General features: G+C 54.7%; 17 protein-coding genes and 1 tRNA gene. 4 read left to right on the top strand and 14 right to left on the bottom strand.

Features of this window, described 5'->3' with window-relative positions; translation table 11 throughout:
* Positions 1-11 precede the first annotated feature (11 nt).
* From KIH76_RS05545 to lysS, 13 genes are all read right to left on the bottom strand, one after another.
* On the bottom strand, positions 12-1,451 hold the full coding sequence (locus KIH76_RS05545; RefSeq protein ID WP_219069734.1) for a flippase: 1,440 nt from the start codon (positions 1,449-1,451) through the stop codon (positions 12-14).
* Entirely contained in the window at positions 1,448-2,518 is a 1,071-nt protein-coding gene (locus KIH76_RS05540) for an O-antigen ligase family protein (RefSeq protein WP_219069732.1), read from the bottom strand. Before KIH76_RS05540 ends, KIH76_RS05545 begins: the two co-directional genes overlap by 4 nt.
* A 112-nt stretch (positions 2,519-2,630) precedes the next feature.
* Entirely contained in the window at positions 2,631-3,620 is a 990-nt protein-coding gene (locus tag KIH76_RS05535) for a DUF6625 family protein (RefSeq protein ID WP_338023581.1), read from the bottom strand.
* A 1-nt stretch (position 3,621) separates the two neighbouring features.
* Complete coding sequence (locus KIH76_RS05530; RefSeq protein WP_219069728.1) at positions 3,622-4,653, bottom strand: glycosyltransferase family 2 protein; 1,032 nt, start codon at positions 4,651-4,653, stop codon at positions 3,622-3,624.
* A gap of 8 nt (positions 4,654-4,661) precedes the next feature.
* Entirely contained in the window at positions 4,662-5,891 is a 1,230-nt protein-coding gene (locus KIH76_RS05525) for a glycosyltransferase (RefSeq protein WP_219069726.1), read from the bottom strand.
* A gap of 85 nt (positions 5,892-5,976) precedes the next feature.
* Positions 5,977-6,849: a polysaccharide pyruvyl transferase family protein gene (locus KIH76_RS05520; RefSeq protein WP_219069724.1), complete on the bottom strand. Its 873-nt coding sequence runs from the start codon at positions 6,847-6,849 to the stop codon at positions 5,977-5,979.
* A gap of 3 nt (positions 6,850-6,852) precedes the next feature.
* A complete protein-coding gene (locus tag KIH76_RS05515) occupies positions 6,853-7,623 on the bottom strand; it encodes a WecB/TagA/CpsF family glycosyltransferase (protein ID WP_219069722.1) in 771 nt (256 codons plus the stop codon).
* Between the two features lie 55 nt (positions 7,624-7,678).
* Positions 7,679-8,689: a type I phosphomannose isomerase catalytic subunit gene (locus KIH76_RS05510; protein ID WP_236036852.1), complete on the bottom strand. Its 1,011-nt coding sequence runs from the start codon at positions 8,687-8,689 to the stop codon at positions 7,679-7,681.
* 5 nt (positions 8,690-8,694) lie between these two features.
* A complete protein-coding gene (locus KIH76_RS05505; protein WP_219069718.1) occupies positions 8,695-10,050 on the bottom strand; it encodes a sugar phosphate nucleotidyltransferase in 1,356 nt (451 codons plus the stop codon).
* A gap of 107 nt (positions 10,051-10,157) precedes the next feature.
* The gene (locus tag KIH76_RS05500; RefSeq protein WP_219069716.1) at positions 10,158-11,873 is read right to left on the bottom strand and encodes a phospho-sugar mutase; all 1,716 of its coding nucleotides are present in this window, start codon (positions 11,871-11,873) and stop codon (positions 10,158-10,160) included.
* A gap of 142 nt (positions 11,874-12,015) precedes the next feature.
* The gene (locus KIH76_RS05495; protein WP_236036836.1) at positions 12,016-13,551 is read right to left on the bottom strand and encodes a tyrosine-protein kinase domain-containing protein; all 1,536 of its coding nucleotides are present in this window, start codon (positions 13,549-13,551) and stop codon (positions 12,016-12,018) included.
* 150 nt (positions 13,552-13,701) lie between these two features.
* Positions 13,702-15,660: a DUF4012 domain-containing protein gene (locus KIH76_RS05490; RefSeq protein WP_219069714.1), complete on the bottom strand. Its 1,959-nt coding sequence runs from the start codon at positions 15,658-15,660 to the stop codon at positions 13,702-13,704.
* 175 nt (positions 15,661-15,835) lie between these two features.
* Entirely contained in the window at positions 15,836-17,515 is a 1,680-nt protein-coding gene (gene lysS, locus KIH76_RS05485) for a lysine--tRNA ligase (RefSeq protein WP_219069712.1), read from the bottom strand.
* 114 nt (positions 17,516-17,629) lie between these two features.
* Here lysS and KIH76_RS05480 point away from each other — a divergent pair.
* The 4 genes from KIH76_RS05480 (at position 17,630) to KIH76_RS05465 (ending at position 22,098) form a co-directional block, all read left to right on the top strand.
* Positions 17,630-17,703: transfer RNA gene (locus KIH76_RS05480), tRNA-Pro, on the top strand.
* Positions 17,704-17,859: 156 nt separating this feature from the next.
* Positions 17,860-19,047, top strand: a complete 1,188-nt coding sequence (locus KIH76_RS05475; RefSeq protein ID WP_219069710.1) for an MFS transporter — start codon at positions 17,860-17,862, stop codon at positions 19,045-19,047.
* A 160-nt stretch (positions 19,048-19,207) separates the two neighbouring features.
* Positions 19,208-21,292, top strand: a complete 2,085-nt coding sequence (locus KIH76_RS05470) for a DUF4037 domain-containing protein (protein WP_219069708.1) — start codon at positions 19,208-19,210, stop codon at positions 21,290-21,292.
* Between the two features lie 188 nt (positions 21,293-21,480).
* Positions 21,481-22,098, top strand: coding sequence for a DUF4125 family protein (locus KIH76_RS05465; RefSeq protein WP_219069706.1), 618 nt, complete (start codon positions 21,481-21,483; stop codon positions 22,096-22,098).
* 69 nt (positions 22,099-22,167) lie between these two features.
* Here the strand turns inward: KIH76_RS05465 and KIH76_RS05460 are convergent, their stop codons facing one another.
* Positions 22,168-22,953 (bottom strand): hypothetical protein, encoded by a 786-nt coding sequence (locus KIH76_RS05460; protein WP_219069704.1) that lies wholly within the window; start codon positions 22,951-22,953, stop codon positions 22,168-22,170.
* Between the last annotated feature and the right edge of the window lie 27 nt (positions 22,954-22,980).

Below are 22,980 nucleotides of genomic sequence, written 5' to 3'. Positions count from 1 at the left end.
TACGCCTTAATTTATAAACGGATAAATTTACGTTTTATCTGAGCTAAAAGCGAAGATAGCATTCTATCTTTTCTGAGAGCTAGTATAAGGAAATAGCTCAATGAAGCGACAAGGATCTTAACTATCAAAGAAATAATTCCTATAGGAAGGATCACATTTAGAATAAGTAAAACTACAAGCATGAACCCCATGGGATAGCAATACTTTATGAAAGATTCCAATATAGCTTTTGGTGAAATAATATCTCCAACATATTTTGCCTGTATCACGGTTGCCAATACTTCAGCAATAACAGTGGAAATTGAAACTCCTAGCGACCCCATTTGAAAGAGGCTAATAAAAATAATATTTAATATTATATTAACTATAGAGGCAACTACAACGGCTCTCGTATATAGATTCTGCTTGCCGATTGAAACTAGAATGGTTCCTGAAAGACGGCCAATATTTAATATTATGAATAAGAAACTTAATACCTGCATAACAGGCACCACAGAATCGTATCCTGGACCAAAGAAGAAAGGAACAAATTCATATGCTACCACAATACATCCAACCATCATTGGAAGCGACAACATAAAAATGAAATCCATAACTTTAGATATATATTCATGTAATTGCTGGATTTTCTTCTCACTATATAATAAAGCCATCACAGGAAACATAACAGAAATCAGTGAAGAGGGAATAGTTAAAGCAATCTTAATCACTCGTTCAGCTTGAGAATAATAACCAACCTCTGTTGTATTACTTAAAGCACCCAGTATAGTTTTATTAAGCATGGTGTATAATTGAACTGCTAAAACAGGAATAAATAAAGAAAATATTTGTTTTGAATGAATAAATACATTCATTTTCCGTAACGGAATATATATAACATTCTTGAGAACATACCCCCACATGGTAACATTTCCAAGAAAAATACTCGCACAGTTTAATAAATTATATATCCAAAGATCGTGAGAACTTTTTACGAAGACAAATATTCCAACGGTACACAATATTTTAACGAGAGAATTACGAATTGCAGTAACTTTAAAATTGCCCATTCCCTGACAGAACCAGCTTACATCTATAAACCACGAAGCGGCAGTAAATAATTGGACAAGGAATAGGAATTTATATTGTAAAAGAAAATTTAAAAAGAAAAAAACATATAAGATAGTAGCAAAAACACAAAAAAGAAATCGGAAAATAAATATTTCCCAAAACAGCTTACTTCTGTCATATTCATTTTTTTGCCGTATTGCGATTTCACGATTACCATATGAAACAGTACCAGTAACCGCAAAAAGACCAAAATAGGATACGATACTAGTCACATAATTGAAATCGCCTATAGCAGTAGCTCCGAGAACACGCGAAACGTAAGGCGTCGTAACGAGCGGCACAATTATTGCTAGAAGCTCGTACATCAAATTATATACATAATTTTTTTTAATATTCGTCATTGCAGATCCCCATTAACAATTTTTCCATTTTCGCCGAATATTGTGATTAAAAGAACACATCCGAAGAAAAAAGATTGAAATGTAATTTCAACCATCGATAAAATTATTAGTATGTAACAATATGAGTTGATTGGGTATAAATCATTCAATGAAGATTTAGAAACCGAATAAAAACATATATAAACGAATAGACAAAAAAGCAAAACACCTACTATACCCAATTCAACCATTAGGTTAAGTAAACCATTTTGAGCATTAGGCGTATTAGCGCCTAATGACGTAGTCATAACAGAATAGGCGCTTCCCCATCCATTGCCAAAAAAAATGTTCTTCCGAATAATCTGAATAACATTCTTATAAATGTATGTTCGTCCGGTTAAGGTCAGATCTTTCCCTAAAAATCCTTCAATAAACCCTTTGACAAAAGAAAGTTTGAGTATATTGGGAATAATAATTAGTATCGAATCAGCCAATATAATAAACAATACAGGTAAAAATGGTCTACTAAGTACACATAAATAATGATGCAAAACAAGCATCACAAGCAGAATAACAAAACCCACAAGCGCAGTAGTACAACTGCAATATAGTATAATTGAAAAAACAAATATTGAATATATAATTAAGAATATGTTATTTAGTGGTTTTTTACAAAGTATTGTTTTTTCCAAGTATAAACAGAAAAGAAAAATATGAATATAAGAGACCGTAAATTTATTCCCCAAAAGATAATTATTGGCATCGTTATACTGAGGAACCGAAAACATAAGTGCATCGGATAAAACAACCCAAAACAACGTGCAGTAATAGAATATATTTATTACTAGTAATTGCTTTCCTTTTCGACGAGTGTAAAAGCAGAACAATGCAAAAAAACCGAAGGAATAAGCAAAATCGATAGCATTATTTAGTCTTCCATAATACTCATTATTCAATAAGCCAATAAGAATAACATAACTAGCGAAAAATAAAGAAACTATAAAAACTAAATTCTTTGCTAACCCACCCAAATAAACATAAGCCTTACTTGCAATCATCAACAAAATAGAGATAACTACAAGAGCCATTCTCATATATCGGATAGAAGAAAAATACAGGTAATTGATACTAAAGAAGACAAGATGATATACAAGAATACTTAATATGTAATCAGGTCTTATCTTTATCATCCCATTCACCTTATTCTACAGTACGATGTGCAAATACTTCTTTTAGACGTCGCATCTTCCATTTATACTCTAGCTGCAATCTATGAAAACATAGAGTCTTCTTTGACTCTTTCAAATAAGATTCAAACGACACAGGATAGGTTTGCAACGGCAGAAAAGCATTGGGAACAACTTTAAATCCATCTAGATCCAAAACCCTTTTGTTCAATGACATTTTTCTTTTTTGCAAATGCATGTAAATGAATTCATCTTTCCTTAGTTCACCATTTTTTTTTGAAATTCTATACACATGACCTCTATCCCAGTAATAGAGAGGGTCTTCGCATAAATCTTTTTCGTACCCACCGCGCCCGTCAGTGTCAACACGATAAAAAACTCTCACAAAATTCGTCGGTAATATACTAAAATTTGCTGAGAAATCTTTTTGATATACTCTTTTCCCTTGAGATAAGAAGATTCTATTTATATTAGAATCATTCTTCCATTCTTCATCAAACCATTGAATTTTCGTATCCGAAAACACTTTTCTGTATAAATCCGAACCTTTATACTCTGTCATAAAAACACGATTATTCTCAAATGTATTACGATACAACACCATATGCCCTAAGCAAAACAACTTATCGTATTCATTAAGAATCTTATCAGTGAGATATTTTGAAAGATTGCCTAATATCATATCAATATCGCAATGACCCCAAAAATCATAATCACTAATATACGATTCAAAAATATACCCATAAGCGGGTTTGAAATCACATAGCTTATAGGGATTATCTAAAGCTAAAGGAAAATCGAACTTCGCAGAGGCGAGACATTTAAATTGATCAAACGTCATATAATGTATGTTCACATTACATGGAACGTTCTGGCATGTCTCATCGTCCGTAAATAACAGCCAAGTGAATTCTGGATTCCATGCGCACGTCTTTAAAAAGACAGAAAATGTTTTGGGTAACTTTCCAAAATACGGGATTATAAAACAACACTTATGTTCCATTTTAGATCCTCTTCAGTAGAAAGATTAGAAAAAAATAATTACGCTTTAGAAGCGTACATATAATACGCTCCTTTTCCCCTTTTTCCGTGCGTGCAGCATAGCATCTCAAACATCGTTGAAAATCGGAATCCCCAATGATATCTCGCACATTTAACAAACTTGCTATAAGCTTGGGATTCTTATTACATTCATTTGCAATACAATCATAGTACGATGCTCTCAGAAAATAGAGATCGACATACTTGAGCAACTCATTGTATCCATTTGCAATTATTTCTTCTCTTAATTTCCTATATAACAGCTTCTTTTTTTGGAATTTATCCGGAATATACTTTTGTGTTAAGCTCCCATTTCTTAGTATATATACATATACTGAATTATTAATTGCAATATATGTCTCAGCTAAGCGCAAAACTTGAAAATTAAATAATATATCCTCACTACTTATTTCTCGTTCCGAAACAAAAACTATTTTATTTTTATCTAACAAATCTTTTTTGTATATATGACTCCATACAGATACTCCATACGTTGCCCCCGTAGACAATAGACTGCCAGGCGCCAACAACTGCGGTATCACAGAGCTATATATACTTTTTTGATTTGGATAAAAAGTTTTTTCTATAGACGAATTTACAGTATATTTTTTGTTATTTTTTTTGTCATATCTAATGTAATTAAATTTTATTACATCAGGATGATTATTATTATCAATACATTCGCAGAGAGCTTTGAGAGAGCCTTCTACTATATAATCGTCTGAATCAACAAAGAAAACATACTCACCTTTAGCGTATTTTAATCCCAGATTACGAGCACTCGACAAACCGCCATTAGTCTTATGTACAACTGAAACTAAGGAATTCGTGTTCTTAATCCTGTCACAAATATCTCCTGAGCTATCCGTAGATCCATCATCTACAAGTATTATTTCAATGTCATGATTTCCTTGAGAAAGGATGGAATTAACACAATCATCAATATAGTTTTCCACATTATAAACCGGAACTATTATGCTTATTTTCGGATTCATTTATCACCTTAGTCTAGGCTCTTCATGCTAATATCTTCGGCGAACTGCCGGTAGTTCTTTCCCGCTTGATAATGATCAAGCCAATATTCTCTGGTGGTCTTACGTAGTTTCTCGTATTCATCTGTGTCCATCGAGATGTATCTATTAATGATGCCAGCCAATTCCTCCGGAGAGATGTCCTCACGTACCAAAGTGCCGCTTATACTGGTCTTCACGATCTCAGAAGATCCACCGACGTCAGTGGCGATCACAGGAATGCCGAACGAAATGGCTTCCATGATCGACACAGGCAGTCCCTCGGAACTACTGACATTGACAAAAACACTTACTGGGTTCTTTTCATAAAACGAGTAGACCTCGGAATTCGGCAACGAGCCCACGAACGCTGTATCCGTTCCAGTCAATACGCTCGCCTTGCTCTTAACAGCTTCAAGCTCCGGCCCATCACCAATGTGAACCCACCTAATATGGTGACCTCTGGTCTCCAACACCTGCAACGCATCAACGATGAGAGCGACCCTTTTGATCGGGGTAACGCGAGAGCATGACACCAGCGTGAACTTGTTCCCATCCGGCAGCCGTCCCAGACCGTGATCGTAGGTCCCGAGATAACCGGTCTTCACCTTCCCTGCGTATTCCGGGTATCTTGTCCTCAGATAGTCGGCCCCATCCTCCGAGCACGCATACACGGTATCCGCTGCCTCAAGTAGCAGTTGGCGCTGGGGCAGATAACCGCGGCCAGACACGGCCTCGTAAATATCGAAACGATGCGCCCTTGACACAAACGAAGCAGCAATCCCTCGTTTAGCACAATACTTCTTAAGCTCCACACCGATGCGCGCAGTAATGTACAACCAGTAACTGTAGATCACTACACGATCACCGTTGACTACTACGCCATCCAACACACGCTCGATCTTCCTAGCCTGCGCTTTCGCCGTGTTGGCGAATACGGCATCATAGAAACGCTCTTTCACCGGGCCGTGGTAGCACCACATGGAAAACAGGCTTTTCAGTACGTTCACCGCCTTGCGCGGCACCGGTCTCACGGTTTCAAAAGGAAACACACGCACATTCCTTTCCTGAATGTCGCGTGTACGCAGATCTCTCGCAAGAGCATCGACAGGAAAGATCAGCACCTCATCGAAATATCCGCTTACCTCATGAATCTCACTCTCAAGGAACGCCTCACCCTTGCGATATGGAAACTTGGTATCAACCAGAATAAGATAATTCACTGTGCTTCCTTCCCGGACGATGATCTAAACTCAACGGTTTCTCGAACAGGGGGGGGCGAGACGTACTGCCACGCCCCAACCACCCTCACAAGTTGGACACGAAATCCTTTAGGCAGGAAGCCATCTCCTCCTTCTTCCGGGACACCATCTGCGGAGTGATGACATAACGCTCGTTGACCATCTCGATAGTGGGCAGCTTCTGTGGAGACGTCACATCCAACGCCGGAACATCCAATCCGAAACCAGAATAATAGTCATCGAACTTGAAACCAGAACCAGGAATCGAAGATGTACGCATCCGAACATTCGGGATGCCGAAGCTGTCGGCCACGATGCATCCATGCAACGAGCTGGAAATGATAGCGTCGCATTCGCCGATCTCACGAATCACATCCAGCGGTGGCTTACGCAAATCGATGACGACACCATCCGGATATAGTTCCTTGAAACGAGCAGTGATACCGTTCTTCTCGAACAATTCGATCTCATGATAATGCGGCACCAAACCCACTGCGTGTTTCCTGACTGGGGTACGGTCCATCAGTTCTGCAGACAAGATACCGCCGTCACACATCACCAGATCAGTGCTTCGTCCCAACGACCGCTCGACAATCGCCTTGCTCTTGGCACCGCGAACCGCGATGAACCGCACACTCGGGCGCAACAATGACAGCTTCCGATCGCCAAAATCCTTCAGGAAACCAGTGCCCCACACGGCGCACGGCGCAGAGCTCGTCAGACACATGGTCCTCTTCGCCGCATCCTTCATCTTGCCGGCCAAGCCGTCTTCCTTGCCACCCCACACGGCTCCACCGCAACTGCCAATACCCATGACCGAGAACTGATTGACCTTCTCGCAATGTACCACTTCACATCCCGTCACCATCGGAATGATGTACTCGTTCAGCAGGTCACCCATATTATTGAGCTTGGCATAATAAACTTTCAGCTGCTTCATTAATCATCGTCCTCTCAAAAAAGCATTCCAGATAAATTTTGTGTTAGTGACCAGATACCGTTTGAACAGTCTCTTCGGATCTTGTATAAGCCGATATACCCACTCAAGATTGTGCTTTTGCATCCATTCGGGAGCACGCTCTATATTGCCGGCATAATAGTCAAATCCCGCACCAACCCCGATCATAAATCCATGGACTTTGCCCTGATGAGCTGCCATCCACTTTTCCTGTTTCGGAGCACCTAAGCCTACCCACACAAAATCGGGAGCCGTTTCATTGATCTTCTCGACAATGTCGGTATCTTCCTCACCAGTCAATGGGCGGAACGGTGGACTGTACATCCCAGCAATCTGTAAACCAGGATACTGTTTCAACAACGCTTTCCGAAGTGCAGACAACGTCTCTTCAGTTGATCCATAGAAATAGTGACGATAATTATGTTGAGCAGAAATGGCAAGAATTTCTCCCATATAAGAAGGGCCGGTTGTCCTCCGCATTTTTTCAAATCCGCGACGACGACCAACTGAAGATAACGGCCCCCCATCAGGAATCGCCATAATTCCGCCATTCTGTACAGCGCAATAATCGGTATCCTCACTGGCAGTCACCGTTGTATGCACGTTCGATACACACATATAGTCGCCGGACAATTCTTTTATGTGAGCATTAGTAAAAGCAAGCAGCCACTCCATGTCAATGGCTGCTATGTTCACGCCCATAATATTGCATGTGGGAATCTGCGATTTATCCACTGCATGAATATAGTTCTGCATCGGTTACCTCTAACTTTACTTCTCCTGCTCTGAATGAATTTTTGCACAATCTCGTTCAGCACCTAATCTTTAGTAGACTTGTCTTGCCGGTGATGTGGCAACGGCCGGTTCCTGCGGGAAGGAAGAGGCAGTCGCCTTTTTTGAAACGGATGGGGCGATGCTCAGTGTCGGTCTCCAAACCGCCTTCGCCTTCGAGGCACAGCAGCACCTGGAAGCTCGTGTCCATTACGGTGAACGCGCAGCTCATGGTCACGTCCAGGCGTTCGGCCTCGAAATACTGGCAGCGGCAGATCGTTTCACGCGAGCAGCCCGGATAATATGTGATGCGGCGCGGCTTTTGGCGTACGTCGGCGCCGGCCTGCATGTTGAGTACCTGCATGGCCTTGTCGAAATGCAGCTCGCGTTTCTTGCCGTTCTTGTCCACGCGGTCATAGTCGTAGACACGGTAGGTCACGTTGCTGCTTTCCTGGATCTCGGCTACTACCACGCCAGCACCCAGCGCGTGCACAGTACCGGCCGGCACGTAGAACGAATCGCCTTTGTGCACCGGCACCCACTGCAAATGGCGAGACAGCTTTCCGTCGCGGATCGCATCGGCCAATATCTGCGGCGTCACCTGGTGAGCGAACCCGCACACCAGCTTTGCGCCAGGCGCGGCGTCAAGCACATACCACATCTCGGTCTTGCCGTTCTGGTGTTCCACGCGGCGGGCGAACTCGTCATCCGGGTGCACCTGCACCGACAGGTCTCGCTTCGCATCGATCAGCTTCAGCAGAATCGGCAGCGAACCTTCCATGTGCCGCGTCTTGGTGCCGAGGAATTCCGGATGCTCGGCGAGCACCTCGTCAAGTCCCTGTCCCTTGAACTCACCCGACACCACTGTGGACGGGCCGTCCGGGTGCACGCTGCACTCCCACGTCTCGGCCAGTGGGTCAAGGTCGATCCGCTTGTTGTATTCGCTCTTCAGCCGCGTGCCGCCCCACAGGTAATCCTTTCCCGCAGGAGACAGCAGCATCGGAGCCGGTGGCACATCGGCCACACCCGCGGCAACCGTCTCAGACAACATGGTGCTCACCGAGCCTCGGTATCGACCGAACCAGCCGTCACACCATCGGTCTCAAGCGGCCACAACTGCTTGTCCTTCACGTCGATGTCGTCGCCCACCTGCACTTCGATCACCTTGAGATCGGTGATCGCCTGCAACGTGTGCTTGCATCCGGCCGCAATGCTGATCACATCACCCGGTCGCACGATCTGTTCCATACCGTCGATGATCGTGCGACCTGTGCCGGACAGCACGCTCCATACCTCGTCGCGGCGCTCGTGACTGTGATAGTGCATGCCGTGACCGGCGTTAAGCGTCACCTTGATGGTGAGCGAATCCGGCTCCACGTCGATCACCTGGTACATGCCCCACGACTTCTCGGCCACGCGAGCGTCGCCACCGATGCGCTCCACATACGGCTTCATATGGCTGCTGGCGTCCTTGTCGGCCACCAGGATACCGTCGCTTGAAGCGGCCACCACCACGTTCTTCAGTCCCATGCACAGCACCGGCATGTCCAGCTCGTTCACAACGTTCACGTTCTCGCACGTGTCGTCGAGCGTCACATCACCCTTGGTGGTATCGGCCATCACCTCGGCCATCATGTTCCACGTACCCACGTCGCGCCAGTCGCCGGCGTAACGCATCACCTGGATGCTCGGTTCCTTCTCGACCACGGCATAGTCGAAACTGATCTTCTCGCACTTGCCATAGTTCTGGTACAGGTCGCGGTAGTCGTCAAAGTCGATCAGCTCGTGCGCGCGGTGCAACAGATAGCCCAGCTTGAACGCGAACACGCCCGCATTCCACAGCGCGCCCTGCCGCAGGTACTGCTCCGCAGTCGGCACATCCGGCTTCTCCTTGAACTCGCTGACCTGGCTTACCTTCTCCTTCGACTGGGGCATGATGTAGCCATATTTATCGCTCGGATACGTCGGTTCGATGCCCATGAGCGTCAGGTTCGCGTCGCCGGTGTTCACCAGCGTCTCAAGATCATGCACGCCCTCGTAGTAGCTATTCGCCACATATGGGTCGACCGGGCACACGGCCACGCATTCATCCTCGCTCACGCCCAGCTCGTCGTGCAGGTAGGCCGCGGCGAGCACAATCGCGGGGAACGTGTCGCGGCGGGTCGGTTCCACGCAGATGTCGACCTGATCGCCCAGCTGGTTGCGAATCGCACTCACCTGCGTGGCCGAAGTCGCAATGGTCACATGTGCGTCCGAGTCGACCGTGCTGATCTGACGGTACACGCGCTGCACCATCGACTCGTACTTGCCGGACTCGTTCTTGAACAGCTTGATGAACTGCTTGCTGCGCACGCTGTTCGACAGCGGCCACAGACGGGTGCCGCTGCCGCCGGAAAGAAGAACTATCTGCATACTCCAACTCCCTTATACCTTGATGTTCCTCGGGTTTGACCACTACCTGACGAACAGTCGTCCGGCGGTGCCGCATAAACCGCCGAACTCGCCGGACGACCACGTAATTACAAGCTCAGGCCCAGTTCGGAAACAATCACCTGGCGAATGTGCTCGAACTTCGCTTCGGCATCGGCCGCGTCCGTGCCCTTGATGCTGTAGTAGACCTTGATCTTCGGCTCGGTGCCGGAAGGACGCACCGCGATCCACGAATCGTCATCGAGCACGTACTTGAGCACGTTCGAGGTCGGCAGATCACCAAAGCCAGGTTCGGCCGGGACCGGCGAGCTGTAGTCAGTGATCTGCTTGGTGCCGTCGAACGGAGAGCCGTCACGACGCAGTTTAGTCATCATACCGGCGATCTGTTCGAGGCCGTCCTTGCCTTCGAGCGTGAAGCTGTCGAGCGCGTCACGGAAGTAGCCGTACTGCGCGTAGATCTCGTTCAGCCGATCCACCAGGCTCTTGCCTTCGGCCTTGAGCGCGGCGGTCATCTCGCAGATCATGAGGCTGGAGACGACGGCATCCTTGTCACGGGCGTGCGTGCCGGCAAGGTAGCCGAACGACTCCTCGTAGCCGAACAGGAAGTCGTAGTCGCGATCCTTGTTGCCCGCGGCTTTGGCCTGCTCGAACTGGGTGATCTTCTCGCCGATGAACTTGAAGCCGGTGAGCGTGCTGAACACGTTCATGCCGTGGTCCTTGGCGATCATCGCGCCGAGCTCGCTGGTCACCACGGTCTTGACCACGGCCGGACGGGCGAACTTGGACAGGTCAGTGTGGGTGAGCAGGAAGTCTACCAGTAGCGCACCGATCTGGTTGCCGGTCATGAGCTGATAGTCACCGTCGCTCGTACGCACGCCCACGCCTACGCGATCAGCGTCCGGGTCGTTACCGAGCACGATGTCCGCGCCTTCGGCCTTGGCCTGCTCGATACCCATCTTGAGCGCGCCGCGATACTCCGGGTTCGGGGATTCCACGGTCGGGAAATCGCCGTCCGGCACGGTCTGCGCCTCGACGAGGCTGATGTGCGTGAAGCCGTCCGCCTTGAGCATCTTGGTCACCGGCACCAGACCGGTGCCGTGCAACGGCGTGTAGACCACGTTGAGGTTGGCCTTGACGGCCGGATCGGTGATGCGCTGCTGCTTGAGCACGGCGGCGACGAAGTCGTCGGTCACGTCGACCTGCTCGATGAGCGCGGGATTGCCGGCGAACTCGATGCGGTGGTAGTCATCCACCTTGTTCACGTAGGCGATCACCTGCGCGGCCTGCCACGGCACGAGCTGGCAACCAAACTCGTCGTACACCTTGTAGCCGTTGTACTTGGCCGGGTTGTGGCTTGCGGTGATGTTCACGCCGGCCACCGTGCCGAGGTGTTTCACGGAGAAGCTCAGCTGCGGGGTGGGGCGGGCCTCGTGGAAGAGGAAGACCTTGATGCCTTTGCCGCTGAGCACGTCGGCCACGGTCTCGGCCAGTTCGCGGCTGTGGTTACGGGTATCGTGGCAGACCGCCACGCCGCGCTTCGCGCATTCCTCGGCGCCGAACGTGTCAAGCAGGTAGTTCGCAAGACCGGTCGTGGCCTTGCCGACCGTATAGCGGTTCATGCGGTTCGTGCCGGCACCCATCACGCCGCGCAAGCCACCAGTGCCGAACTCGAGGTCGCGGTAGAAACGATCCTCAATCTCCTTGGCGTCCTTCACCGGGTCGAGCGCGGCCAGTTCGGCGCGCGTCGTCTCATCGAAGAACTCGTCGGACTTCCACTGGTCGTAACGTTCCTGATAGGTCATCATATGCTCCTTCTTGTCTTCCAGGTCTTGTACGAAACAGCCGATATGCATTCGCCGTCACGTAACGCTGGTCTGTGAAGTATGGTGTGATGTGCGAGATCCGCATGTGTCACGGATACATACGGATCAGATGATTTCTGACTATTTATTTCCTCGTGCCGCGCAGCGTTCGCGGCTGCGGTGCCGGCGGCTGGTCGCTTTTATGCTTGCCCTTGCCGGAATCGATCTTGCCTGCACCGGTCTTGCCGTCGGCCGGATCGGCATCGTCCGTGTAGTAGTAATAGTTGTTCTTCGACTGCTTCTCGCGTTCCGCGAAGTTCAGCACGGTGCCCACCACGTCGATGCCGAGCGTCTCCAGCTCGTTGACGGTGTTGCGCAGAGCCTTCTTCTCCGCGACGTTCAGGCCGGCGGTCAGCAGAAGTTCCGGACCTTCCTTAGCGAATACGGCCGCATCGTTCGAGACGACCATCGGCGCGGTGTCGATGATCACGTAGTCGTAGATGCCGGAGACCTGCTTGATGAGGTGCTTCATGGCCCGCGAATTAAGCAGGATGCTCGGGTTCATGGTCTGCTTGCCGGCCGGCAGAATGTGCAGGTTCGGCTTCCAGTACTTCTGGAACGCCTCCTGCGAGGTGACATGGCCGGTGACCAGATGGGTCAGGCCGACCGTGCCTTCCAAACCGAGATGGTCGCTGACGGAGGGGTTGCGCACGTCGGCGTCGATGAGCAGCACCATCGCGCCGGATTCGGCGAACGCGGCCGCTAGGTTCGTGCAGATCGTGGTCTTGCCTTCGTGCGGACTGCTCGAAGTGACGACGATCACGTTCGCGAGACTGTTCTCCTCGGTGTCTGCAAACGACAGATTCGTGCGCAGACGGCGGAAATCCTCGGCTTCCGGGGACGCCGGGCGAGAGATGATCACCGGGGTGTTCTCCGTGTACACCTCGTCGCGCGTGATCGTGCCGAGCACCGGCGCATCGATGATCGCCTGCACATCCGATGCCTCCCGGATACGGCGATCCAGATGATCCTTGATTACCGCGGCGACGATGCCCAGTACCAGTCCGCCGACCAGGCTGATGGCAACATTCATCTTTACGTTCGGTGAACTCGGCGAGGCCGGCGTATATGCCTGCTGCACGATCGTCAAGTTCACCGGAGGCACGATCTTGTCACCATCATCGCTGTACAGCGTGCTCGTGATCTGCTTACGCAAGCTTTCCGCCACGCTGTTGGCGATGCTCGACGCGGTCTTGGGATCGGTATCGACCACGCTCACATCCACGAGCATGGTGTCAGTCGGATTGGAAGCCGTGACCTTGCCGGCGAGCGCCGACACCGTGGTGTCGAGGCCAAGGTCGTCGATGACCGGCTTCAGCACGGATTCCGTCTTGACCAGCTGCGGATAGGTCGCGATCTGCGAGCTGATGTACGACGAGCCGGAGTTGTAGTCGCTGGCGTTGCCGCTACTGTTCTGCGAGGAACCACGGTACGTGGCCAGCAGCTGCGACGTCGCCGTGTACTGCGGCGTGCGCGTGAGCGTATACGCCACACCGCATCCGGTGATGACCAAGAACGTCACGATCACCGTGATGACATGCTTCTTGATCGCACCGAGAACGTCTATCGTGATCACATCGTTCTCGGCGTTGCTGTCTGTATTCTTCTCCGTGCTCGACAACGGCCTAACTCCTCCCGTGTACGCAAACGCAAGTGCCTGTCACCGCAACGATTCGAACGGCATCGCCCGATCCGGTCGAATACCCGAACTGGCGCAGGCACGATTTTCTTCACCTATTGCTCAGCGTACACTAAGAACCCCCCCCCCGAGCTAGGTCAGTGGTGTCTGGCGGACGACCATTCCAGTATCTCCACCAAGCGGACTGGTCGTTACATGAATGGTTGCGCTCAGTTCCTCACCCGGCTGCAATGTGACGCTTTTCACACCGACCGTCAACGAATCATGAACAGTGATGCCATCGAAGTCGGCCTGCTGGCCGTCCGGGCCGGTGATCGACCAGTCGACGAGACGACCGCCTGCGGGCGCGTACACGTACAGCATGGAGATGATCTGTCCCTGCCGTTCGTTGGACGTCGTGCTGCCAAGTCCGTCGAATCCGCGGATAACAGCCGGCAGACTCGCCGCGGTCTGCGCATCGAGCGTGTTCTTCAACGTGATATGAATCGTGTACTGCTTCGAGCCATCGGCATACGTCTTGCCGGCCTCGCTGGTGACCTTGTGTTCCAGGTACCAGTCCATCTTGCCCATCGTGCTGTCGTTGAGATATACGCCGGTGATCGGTTTGGTCTGGTCGGTGCTCAGTTCACCGGCGATCGTCGTGCCGGACAGCTGCTTCTGCTCGTCGTCGTGCGCACTCCACAGGTACAGGTGTCCGTCGATCACCGATTGTTTGACCGCGTTGACCAGTCCCGAACTCTTGCCGCCCGCATTGCCCATCACATGCTGGAACGCCGCACCGGCGGCCATGCTGAAGAACACGTTCTGTTCCTGCTGGGTGGGGATGTCGAAATACGCCTGGTTAAGCAGCATCTGCGCGGCGTTGTTGCCGTCGAGCGTCATGCCGTTGTCGAGTGTGACGCCACCGGTGACCTTCAGCAGGTTCTGCAGCACCACCGGGTCGATGCTCAGCACGCCGTCGATGTCCTGCTGGCCGTACATCTGCCGCCACATTTCTGCCGCAAGCTGCGCAGACCGGGGAAATTCCGGGGTGAAGTTCACGTCCTGCCGGTATCGGCCCAGATTATCCGAGAACAGCGTGCGTTCCTCGGCGGTCAGGGCGAGCACTGGCTCGTCCCACGTGTGGTAGTCGGTCTGGAATTCATCGATGCTCAGTTTGCCCTGATCGACATGCATGAGGCCCCACGCACCCGCAATGCCGCCGGTGGTGCGGATTTCGGCGTTGTTTTGCACGAGCACCAGATAGGTGCGCGGCGAGGCGTCAGCGGCGTTCGGGTCGAGGTTCATCATGGGCGGCAGCGCGTTTGCCACTCGCGAGCCGAGATCGACCAGGTCGGACAGCTGACCGAGCTTGCCTTTGGCCGAATCGAGCGCGGTGTTGAGCTGGTCGATATGGGTCGGTTCGAGCTGTTTGAACTGACCCGTCTTGTCGGCAAGCACCGTGTTCGCAGCGGACAGCTTGCCGGCCACGTCAGCAAGGCCGCCGAGCTGGATCGTGCCGTCCTTGATGCCGATGCCGTTGAAATTCAGTGCGTCGACCGAATCGGCCAGCTTGGGCAGCACGTTGTTCGAGATGTCCTCGAAGATCAGCATGGCCTCGCGCACCGTGCGGATGTCGGAACCGTAATACGGGGCCAGCGAGGCGACATGCCATGGCAGGCTGTTGGTCTGCTTGTACGCTGCGTCGAGGTGCCGCTCGAACGTTTCGATGGACCGTTTGGCGGCTGCGGTGTCGCCGCCCATGACCTGCGATTGGATGTTCGACGCGGACTTGACGGCCGCTTCGACCTCGTCTTTGGCCTTCCACGCGGAAACGGCGAACCACGCGCCGAGCGCGACAAGGACAGCGAAGAATATAAGGAACGCGATGGCGATGCGGCGGATGCGATGACGGCGCTTGAGCTTCTTGATATGTTCTCGGCTCATGCGGCGGCGGTGCTTGCGTCGTTCGGCCTGTGCAGCGTCTTCTGCAAGAATCGCCGGATCGACGTCCGGCTGGATGACATCGTTGTCAGGCAGCGGATCTTCCTTATGATCGGCGGCGAGTGAGACCACTGGCGGATTCGGCACCTTCTCCATCGGATCAGTCATAAGGCACGACTATATAACGGGGGGTGACTTCCGGAACACTGCACATACGACGATCGGGGGTAGGCCGCGCAGGCATCATTTCTGCGCGGCCTACCCCCGATCGTCGTATGTCGCGTTGATTCGACACGTCGATCGAACGTGCCGAATCAACGCGGCGAACGCACTGAGTTCACACTTAGTTGAGCGCGAGCGGCTTGACGAGCGGGAACGTGATCGTCTCGCGGATCGTCGCGCCGGTCAGGGCGATGAGCAATCGATCAATGCCCATGCCCATGCCGCCCGCCGGCGGCATGCCCACGCCGAGCGCCTCGAGGAAGTCCTCGTCGATGTCGCAGGCCTCCTCGTCGCCCGCGAGCGCGTCCTTGGCCTGGGCCACGAAGCGTTCGCGCTGCACGACCGGGTCATTGAGCTCGGAGTAGCCGGTGGCCAGCTCGAAGCCGCGCACGTAGAGATCCCACTTCTCGACCACGCCCGGCTTGGAACGGTGGCCCTTGACGAGCGGGCTGGTCTCGACCGGGAAGTCGCGCACGAAGGTCGGCTCGTACAGCTTGTCCTCGTAGAAGTGCTCCCACAGGTGTTCGACGAGCTTGCCGTGGTTCTCCACGTCGTCGCGTTCCACGCCGAGCTTGTCGGCGATCTCGCCGAGATGCTCGACGGAAGTGCCGGGGTTGTCCGGGCCGCCGTTCGGCACGATCTCCTCGCCGAGCGCTTCAGACAGGGAGTCATACATGCTGATCTGCTTCCATTCGCCACCGAAGTCGTATTCGGTGCCGTCGAGCAGCGTGACCTTGTGCGAGCCGAACACGTCCATCGCGGTCTTCTGCACAAGCTCCTTGACGAGACGGCCGATCGTGTCGTACGTACCGTACGCCTGGTACGCCTCGACCATCGTGAACTCCGGCGCGTGCGTCGCGTCGACACCCTCGTTGCGGAAGTCGCGGTTGATCTCGAACACGCGGTCAATGCCGCCGACGAGGCAGCGCTTCAAGAACAGTTCCGGCGCGATACGCAGGTAGAGGTCCAGATCGAACGCGTTCATGTGCGTGGTGAATGGGCGGGCCGCGGCGCCACCGTGCACGGTCTGCAACATCGGCGTCTCGACCTCGATGAAGTCGTGGTCGTCGAAGGTACGGCGCAGCGAGGCGACGGCCTTGGAACGGTTGCGCACCATGTTGCGGATCTTCTCGTCCGCGATCATGCCGATGTACGGCTTGCGGGTGCGGGTGTCGTCGTTGAGCTCCTTGTGCAGCGCGGGCAGCGGCTGCAGGGCCTTCGCGGCGATCGCCCATTCGGTCGCGAAGACGGACAGCTCGCCAGTCTTCGACGCGATCACGCGGCCGCGGATGTACAGGTGGTCGCCGAGGTCGACCAGCTGCTTGAACTGCTTGATCGAATCCGCGCCGATCTCCTTCTTCGAGATCATGCCCTGGATCTTCGTGCCGTCGCCGGCCGACAGCTGCACAAAGCACAGGCCGCCCGCGTTGCGCAGGAACAGCACACGGCCGGCGATGCCGACCATGTCCTCGGTCTCCTGGCCCGGCTCGAGCTTGCCGTCATACTGGGCGCGCACCTCTTCGATCGTGTGGTCCACGTCGAGATGCACCGGGTACGGGGCGATGCCGGCCTCGAGCATCATCGCGCGCTTGGCGACGCGCATCTGCACCTGTTCGGGGTGCGCGAGCGGGCCGAACTCCTTGTTCGACGGATCGACGGCCTCATCCAGCGTCGCGCCGGACTTGATCTTCTCGCGGATCGTCTCATCCTGCTTGAGCAGCATCTCCGCGCGCTCGACCGTGGTCATCGCGGGCGCGGCGGTTTCTTCCTCGTTTGCTTGGGATTCTTGGGTTTCACACATAGGTCATTAGTGTAGCGATCGGGTGATACACGGTCGAAAATCAGCGGTTTTCAGCGCGACACGCCGAAGTTTGACTCCCGGCCGCCAGCATGTAATATAGCGGACGTTGCCAAACGGGCTGTAGCGCAGCTTGGTAGCGCGCTTCGTTCGGGACGAAGAGGCCGCGGGTTCAAATCCCGCCAGCCCGACACCTGAGGCCAGATCGTTGAAATCTCAGCGATCTGGCTTTTTTCATATCGTCCGGGCCGTGTGCCTTCTGTAACATTCGGTGTATCATTACGCACCCCTTGACCGCAGACACGCGACTCATAGATCCGACCAATAACAACCAACAAAGAGGAGTCATGAAGAAGAGTCTGCTTGCGCTGGCATCCGGCGCGTTCATCCTCGGCGCGGCCGAGTTTGTCATGATGGGCATCCTGCCGCAGGCCGCCGCCGCGATGCACGTCGACATCCCGACCGCCGGCCATTTCATCTCCGCCTACGCGATCGGCGTGTGCATCGGCACGCTCATCCTCGTGTTCGGCCGCAAGGTGCCGCCGAAGAACCTCATCATCCTGTTCATGGTTATCGCGCTCGTCGGCAACCTGCTGAGCGCGTGTTCCGTGAGCGCCCCGATGCTGATCGCGGCCCGGTTCATCTCCGGCCTGCCGCACGGCGCGTTCTTCGGCGCGGCCACGCTCATCGCCAAGACCCTGGCCGACAAGGGCAAGGAGGCGCAGTCCGTCTCGATGATGGTGACCGGGCAGACCGTCGCCAACATGCTCGGCGTGCCGGCCGGCACCCTCATGGCCGAATTCCTCTCGTGGCGACTCGCATTCGGCATCCTCGCCGCGTGGGCAGCGATGACGATTCTGCTGGTCGCCGCGTGGATCCCGTTCGTCGCGCCGATCAAGGACGCGGGCATCAAGGGCCAGTTCCGCTTCCTCACCAAGCCCGGTCCGTGGGTGATTCTCGCGGCTGTGTTCACCGGCAATGCGGGTGTGTTCTGCTGGTGGAGCTACGTCTCGCCGTGGCTGCAGAAGACCGGCGGCTGGCCGGCCTCGCTGGTGCCGCTGCTCATGATGCTCGCCGGATTCGGCATGGTCGTCGGCGGTCTAATCGGTGGCCGCATCACCGACCGCTGGCGCCACGCCGGCACTGCGGCGCTCGGTCAGGCGATCTCGTGCGCGGGCCTGTTCATGGTGCTGCTGCTCCCGGGCAGCCAGTTCACGACCGCGCTGCTCACGTTCTGGATCGCGTTCGGCCTGTTCTTCATCTCCGCCCCGCAGCAGCTGCTCATGACCGAGGCCGGCCAGGGCGGCGGCGAACTGATCGCCGGCGCGGCCGTGCAGGTGGCGTTCAACTTCGGCAACGCGGTCGGTTCGATGGTCGGCGGCGCGATGCTCACCACGTTCGCGATGAACTACCGGTTCACCGGTCTCGGCGGCATTCCGCTGGCGCTGCTCGCGGTGGGACTGCTCGCGTTCTACTCCGTCCGTTGCGAGACGCACACCGACGCCGCGGTCCGCATGCGCCCGGTCGAGGTGTGAGCTGCCGCTTTCGTACTTTTTGTGCGTAAGCCAACGCGAACAGCCATGTATGCGTTGCTTACGCACAATGCCGTCAGCAGAATCACACACCGCTCCTCCCCGCCCACAGCCTCCTTGCCCGTACACTGGAACACAGCGGAATCGGCAAGGAGGCTTTGTTATGGACGACAGCGAACTGTTGCGGCGACTGGAGGCATTCGGCGACGCGATCGACGGCGCGAAGGGATACACGAACGACGATGATCTCGCCGAGCATGACGGCGCTGCGAGTGATGTTACGGATGACGCCACGGATGGCGATCAGCCGGCCGCCTTCGATGTGAACAAGTTCCTCGCCGGATTGGATACGATCTTCGATGCGCACGAGGCCGCCACCAAGGCCGGACCGTATCTCGAGCAGGCCGCCGTGGACGCGGAGAACGCCGGCGACGACGCCGGCCTGCTCACCGTGCTCAACGAGATGATGGGCTTCTACCGTTCGCAAGGCAAGCACAAGGAAAACCAGTGGATCATCCAGCGGGCGCTGGAACTCGCCGCGAAAATGGGGATCGAAGGCACCGACGCGTGGACTACCACGCTCATCAACGCGGCCACCGGTCAGCGCGCGGCCGGCAACTACGATCAGGCCGAGGACCTGTACCGCATGGCGCTCGATGCGGCCAGCCGCACTCTCTCCCCCACCGACCGCCGACTCGCCGCGTTGCACAACAACCTGTCGATGGTCTACAGCGAAACGAATCGCAACGACAAGGCCGAAGCCGAGTTGCGCGAGGCGCTGCGTATCCTCGAAGGGTCCAGTCCGAACACGGATGCCGATCTTGACGTCGCATCCACGAACACGAATCTCGCGCTGGTGCTGCTTGCGGAGAACAACCTTGACGAGGCCGACCGGCATGCGGCCCGCGCGCTGGAGATCTACCACAACGGCCATCTCGAGCACAGCGCGCATTACGCGTCCGCGTTGGCCGGATACGCGCAGGTACGGTTCGCGGCCCGCGATTTCGGACGTGCCGTGGACCTGTACCGGCAGGCGCTGGCCGTGATCGACGAATGTTACGGCCGCAACACCGACTACTACCACGTCACCGAAGCGAACCTGCGCCAGGCCGAGGATGCGGCGCGTCAGGCCGGCATCGACATCAGCGAAACCGCGAGCACCGTCGCCTCCCCCGCCGTCACCCCCGCCACCGCCATTCTGAACGTCTCCACCCGCCCGCGCATGTCCGGTCTCAAGCTGGCGCGCGCGTACTGGCAGGAGGTCGGCAAGCCGATGATCGCCGCGAAGTACCCGCAGTATCAGGGCCGTATCGCCGCCGGCCTGGTCGGCCACGGTTCGGAATGCTACGGATTCGACGATGCGATCTCGCAGGATCACGATTTCGGCCCACGTTTCTGTCTGTGGCTGACCGATGAGGATTATGCGGCGATCGGCGCGCAATTGCAGGCCGATTATGACGCGTTGCCGCGCGAGTTCATGGGATACACACGGTCCGACACTGCGACGACCACGCCGCGGGCCACGAGCTCGGGCGCTGGCCGGCGCGACGGCGTGTTCTCGATCGGCGGTTTCTTCGAGTCGATCACCGGCTATCGCGAGGCCCCAGCCGAAGACCGTCCGCATGAATGGCTGATGCTGGACGAGACCACGCTGGCCGCCGCGACAAATGGTGCGGTGTTCGCTGATCCGCTGGGTGCGTTTTCGGCAGCACGTCAGGGATTCACGTTCATGCCGGATGATGTGCGATTGTCGCTGGTCTCGCGCCGGTTGGGCATGATGGCGCAGGCCGGCCAGTACAACGTGCCGCGCATGCTGGAACGCGACGACGGCGCGGCCGCATGGCTGGCGATCAACGAATTCGTGGATGCGGCCAGTTCGCTGGTGTTCCTGTTGAACAACCCGGTGACGGTCGGATACGCACCGTATTACAAGTGGCGGTTCGCTGCATTGCGACGATTGAGCGCACGTATGGCAACTCGTCTACCTGACGTATGCGATCAATTGGAGACGTTGCTGCGCTTGAGTTCCGCGGCATGCTACGGCGGTGCCGGTTTCGGCGAAGGCGGCAAGGGCGCGGCCCCGGCCGTGACACAGGTTGAGCAGACCATCGAGCGTATCTGCGCCGAGGTCGTGGACGAACTCAAACGCGAGCGCCTGACCCGCAGCGACGAAACGTTCCTCGAATGGCAGCGCCCCTATGTCGAGGAGCATATCCAAAGCCCCGCCACCTGTCTGCACAGCATCTAACGCCCCTACTTCCCGTCATTTCGAGCGAGGCGTAGCCGTCACCCCTTGTCATTTCGAGCGAGGCGTAGCCGAGTCGAGAAATCTTCCAAAGCCATTGGCCCATCAGAAGATTTCTCCACTCGCTGCGCTCGGTCGAAATGACAGCGTCATTGACCAACAGAGCTTTCCAGAACCGAACGGAGACCATCATGACCGATGCCAGATCACCGCTGATCGAGCGGATCGTCCGCCGCGAATGGGACCAGTTCCAACGCACCAACAACGAGGGCGGTCGCGCCGCCTGCCAAGGCAACTGGCCGGTGTTCAATCAGATGCGCACCAGCCAGTTCCTCACCTGGCCCGAATCGTTGCTGACCAGCTATCTCAATGATCTGACCGAGGCAGACCGCATCGGCCGCAACCTCGTCACCGAGAAGTACGGTCGTATGATGGCCTCCACCGCACCGGCCGAATACCGTGCGAACATCGAACCGTACATTCCAAGGCTCTCCGATGCGCGCATCGCCGAACAGGAGCGGATCATCGCCATTCAGGTCGAGTGGGCAAGAGATTTCCGCGAGCGCTGGCCGAAGCTTGGCCGGGCGATGCGCGTGCTCACCACCGCGGAGGATACGTCCAAGGCCACCTCGTTCGAGACGTATCTGCGCGGCGAGCTGGGCACGTATTCAGCCACGACGCTTGACTTGTACGAGCGGATGATCGCCGACTATCAGGCTTCCGGCCGTAACCTCACCGAGGAGACGATTCTCGCGACCGTGCAGCTCGGCGGTTTCGCCGATCTGGCTCAGGCCGAAGCCGCGCAATAGTCCCGTCGCATCGCCCATTGCCGCCATCGGGCTATCGGTAGGCCCTTTTTCGCATGGACAGGACTCGTTTTATCGCTTGTCACGTTTGCGGCCGTGCAGCATCGTGGCGAGCGACCAGATCACCGCGACCAGTACCAGCACGCCGCCGAAGCCCGCGAACATGATCGCGGCGGCGATGCGCGGGTCCAGCGTCCACGTCTGGATAACCCATCCGAGCGGAAAATACGCACCGAGCAGTACGCTGAGCACGCCCAGCACCAACACGCATACGCCCAGCGTGATCGTCGCCGCGCTTGGTCCGGTCCTGCGTACGACCGCAGTAGCCGGCGGCGTCGAGTCGTCCGGCATCTGTGCGTATGGGGGATTCGTGGATGGCCGCCGAGGATCGCCCGCACCGGGGCCGGACGGCGCTGCGGCCGCCGATGCGGGCTGCGGCCGGGCAGCGGTATACAGTGGAATCGACGATGCCGCGTCCGCGGCGGCATGCCGATCGTCCGTCCTGTCGCCCGCCGCAGTGGTCGTGGTATCGGTTGCGACATCCGCGGCATCCGAAGCGTTCGCCGCGGATCCGGCATCCATCTCAGCGTCCTCGTCACCGGCGCCGTTCCGCACGGCCGGCATCGCCACGGTGGATGCGTCAGCCGCGTCCGGAACCGGCAGCACTGATGTCTGAACGGTCTCGCCGTCACCGGTTCCGACAATCGGCAGCACAGCGGTTTTCGTATCGCCCGCATCCACCGTTGGCAGTATCGCAGTCCGCTCTTCCACCGGCAGCACCGTCGTCTCCGCCACGGTATCCTCCACCGCCGGCAGCGGCGTAGTCAGTGTCAGCTCATCATTGTTGTCATTGCTCATCGTCTCACGCACCGTCCTCATCCTCCT

Origin of the sequence: Bifidobacterium simiiventris (assembly GCF_019331715.1) — a bacterium.
In the GTDB taxonomy this organism is placed as follows: domain Bacteria; phylum Actinomycetota; class Actinomycetes; order Actinomycetales; family Bifidobacteriaceae; genus Bifidobacterium; species Bifidobacterium simiiventris.
The sequence above is the reverse complement of the archived record's forward strand: the minus strand, read 5'-3'. Positions and strand labels throughout refer to the sequence as shown.

What these genes read in the sequence shown, in the direction of transcription:
- KIH76_RS05535 (WP_338023581.1), bottom strand. Translation starts at nt 3,620, where the DNA reads ATGGAACATAAGTGTTGTTTTATAATCCCGTATTTTGGAAAGTTACCC.
- KIH76_RS05530 (WP_219069728.1), bottom strand. Translation starts at nt 4,653, where the DNA reads ATGAATCCGAAAATAAGCATAATAGTTCCGGTTTATAATGTGGAAAAC.
- KIH76_RS05500 (WP_219069716.1), bottom strand. Translation starts at nt 11,873, where the DNA reads ATGATGACCTATCAGGAACGTTACGACCAGTGGAAGTCCGACGAGTTC.
- KIH76_RS05460 (WP_219069704.1), bottom strand. Translation starts at nt 22,953, where the DNA reads ATGAGCAATGACAACAATGATGAGCTGACACTGACTACGCCGCTGCCG.
- KIH76_RS05510 (WP_236036852.1), bottom strand. Translation starts at nt 8,689, where the DNA reads ATGTTGTCTGAGACGGTTGCCGCGGGTGTGGCCGATGTGCCACCGGCT.
- KIH76_RS05475 (WP_219069710.1), top strand. Translation starts at nt 17,860, where the DNA reads ATGAAGAAGAGTCTGCTTGCGCTGGCATCCGGCGCGTTCATCCTCGGC.
- KIH76_RS05540 (WP_219069732.1), bottom strand. Translation starts at nt 2,518, where the DNA reads ATGGCTCTTGTAGTTATCTCTATTTTGTTGATGATTGCAAGTAAGGCT.
- KIH76_RS05470 (WP_219069708.1), top strand. Translation starts at nt 19,208, where the DNA reads ATGGACGACAGCGAACTGTTGCGGCGACTGGAGGCATTCGGCGACGCG.
- KIH76_RS05520 (WP_219069724.1), bottom strand. Translation starts at nt 6,849, where the DNA reads ATGAAGCAGCTGAAAGTTTATTATGCCAAGCTCAATAATATGGGTGAC.
- KIH76_RS05490 (WP_219069714.1), bottom strand. Translation starts at nt 15,660, where the DNA reads ATGACTGATCCGATGGAGAAGGTGCCGAATCCGCCAGTGGTCTCACTC.
- KIH76_RS05545 (WP_219069734.1), bottom strand. Translation starts at nt 1,451, where the DNA reads ATGACGAATATTAAAAAAAATTATGTATATAATTTGATGTACGAGCTT.
- KIH76_RS05505 (WP_219069718.1), bottom strand. Translation starts at nt 10,050, where the DNA reads ATGCAGATAGTTCTTCTTTCCGGCGGCAGCGGCACCCGTCTGTGGCCG.
- KIH76_RS05465 (WP_219069706.1), top strand. Translation starts at nt 21,481, where the DNA reads ATGACCGATGCCAGATCACCGCTGATCGAGCGGATCGTCCGCCGCGAA.
- lysS (WP_219069712.1), bottom strand. Translation starts at nt 17,515, where the DNA reads ATGTGTGAAACCCAAGAATCCCAAGCAAACGAGGAAGAAACCGCCGCG.
- KIH76_RS05515 (WP_219069722.1), bottom strand. Translation starts at nt 7,623, where the DNA reads ATGCAGAACTATATTCATGCAGTGGATAAATCGCAGATTCCCACATGC.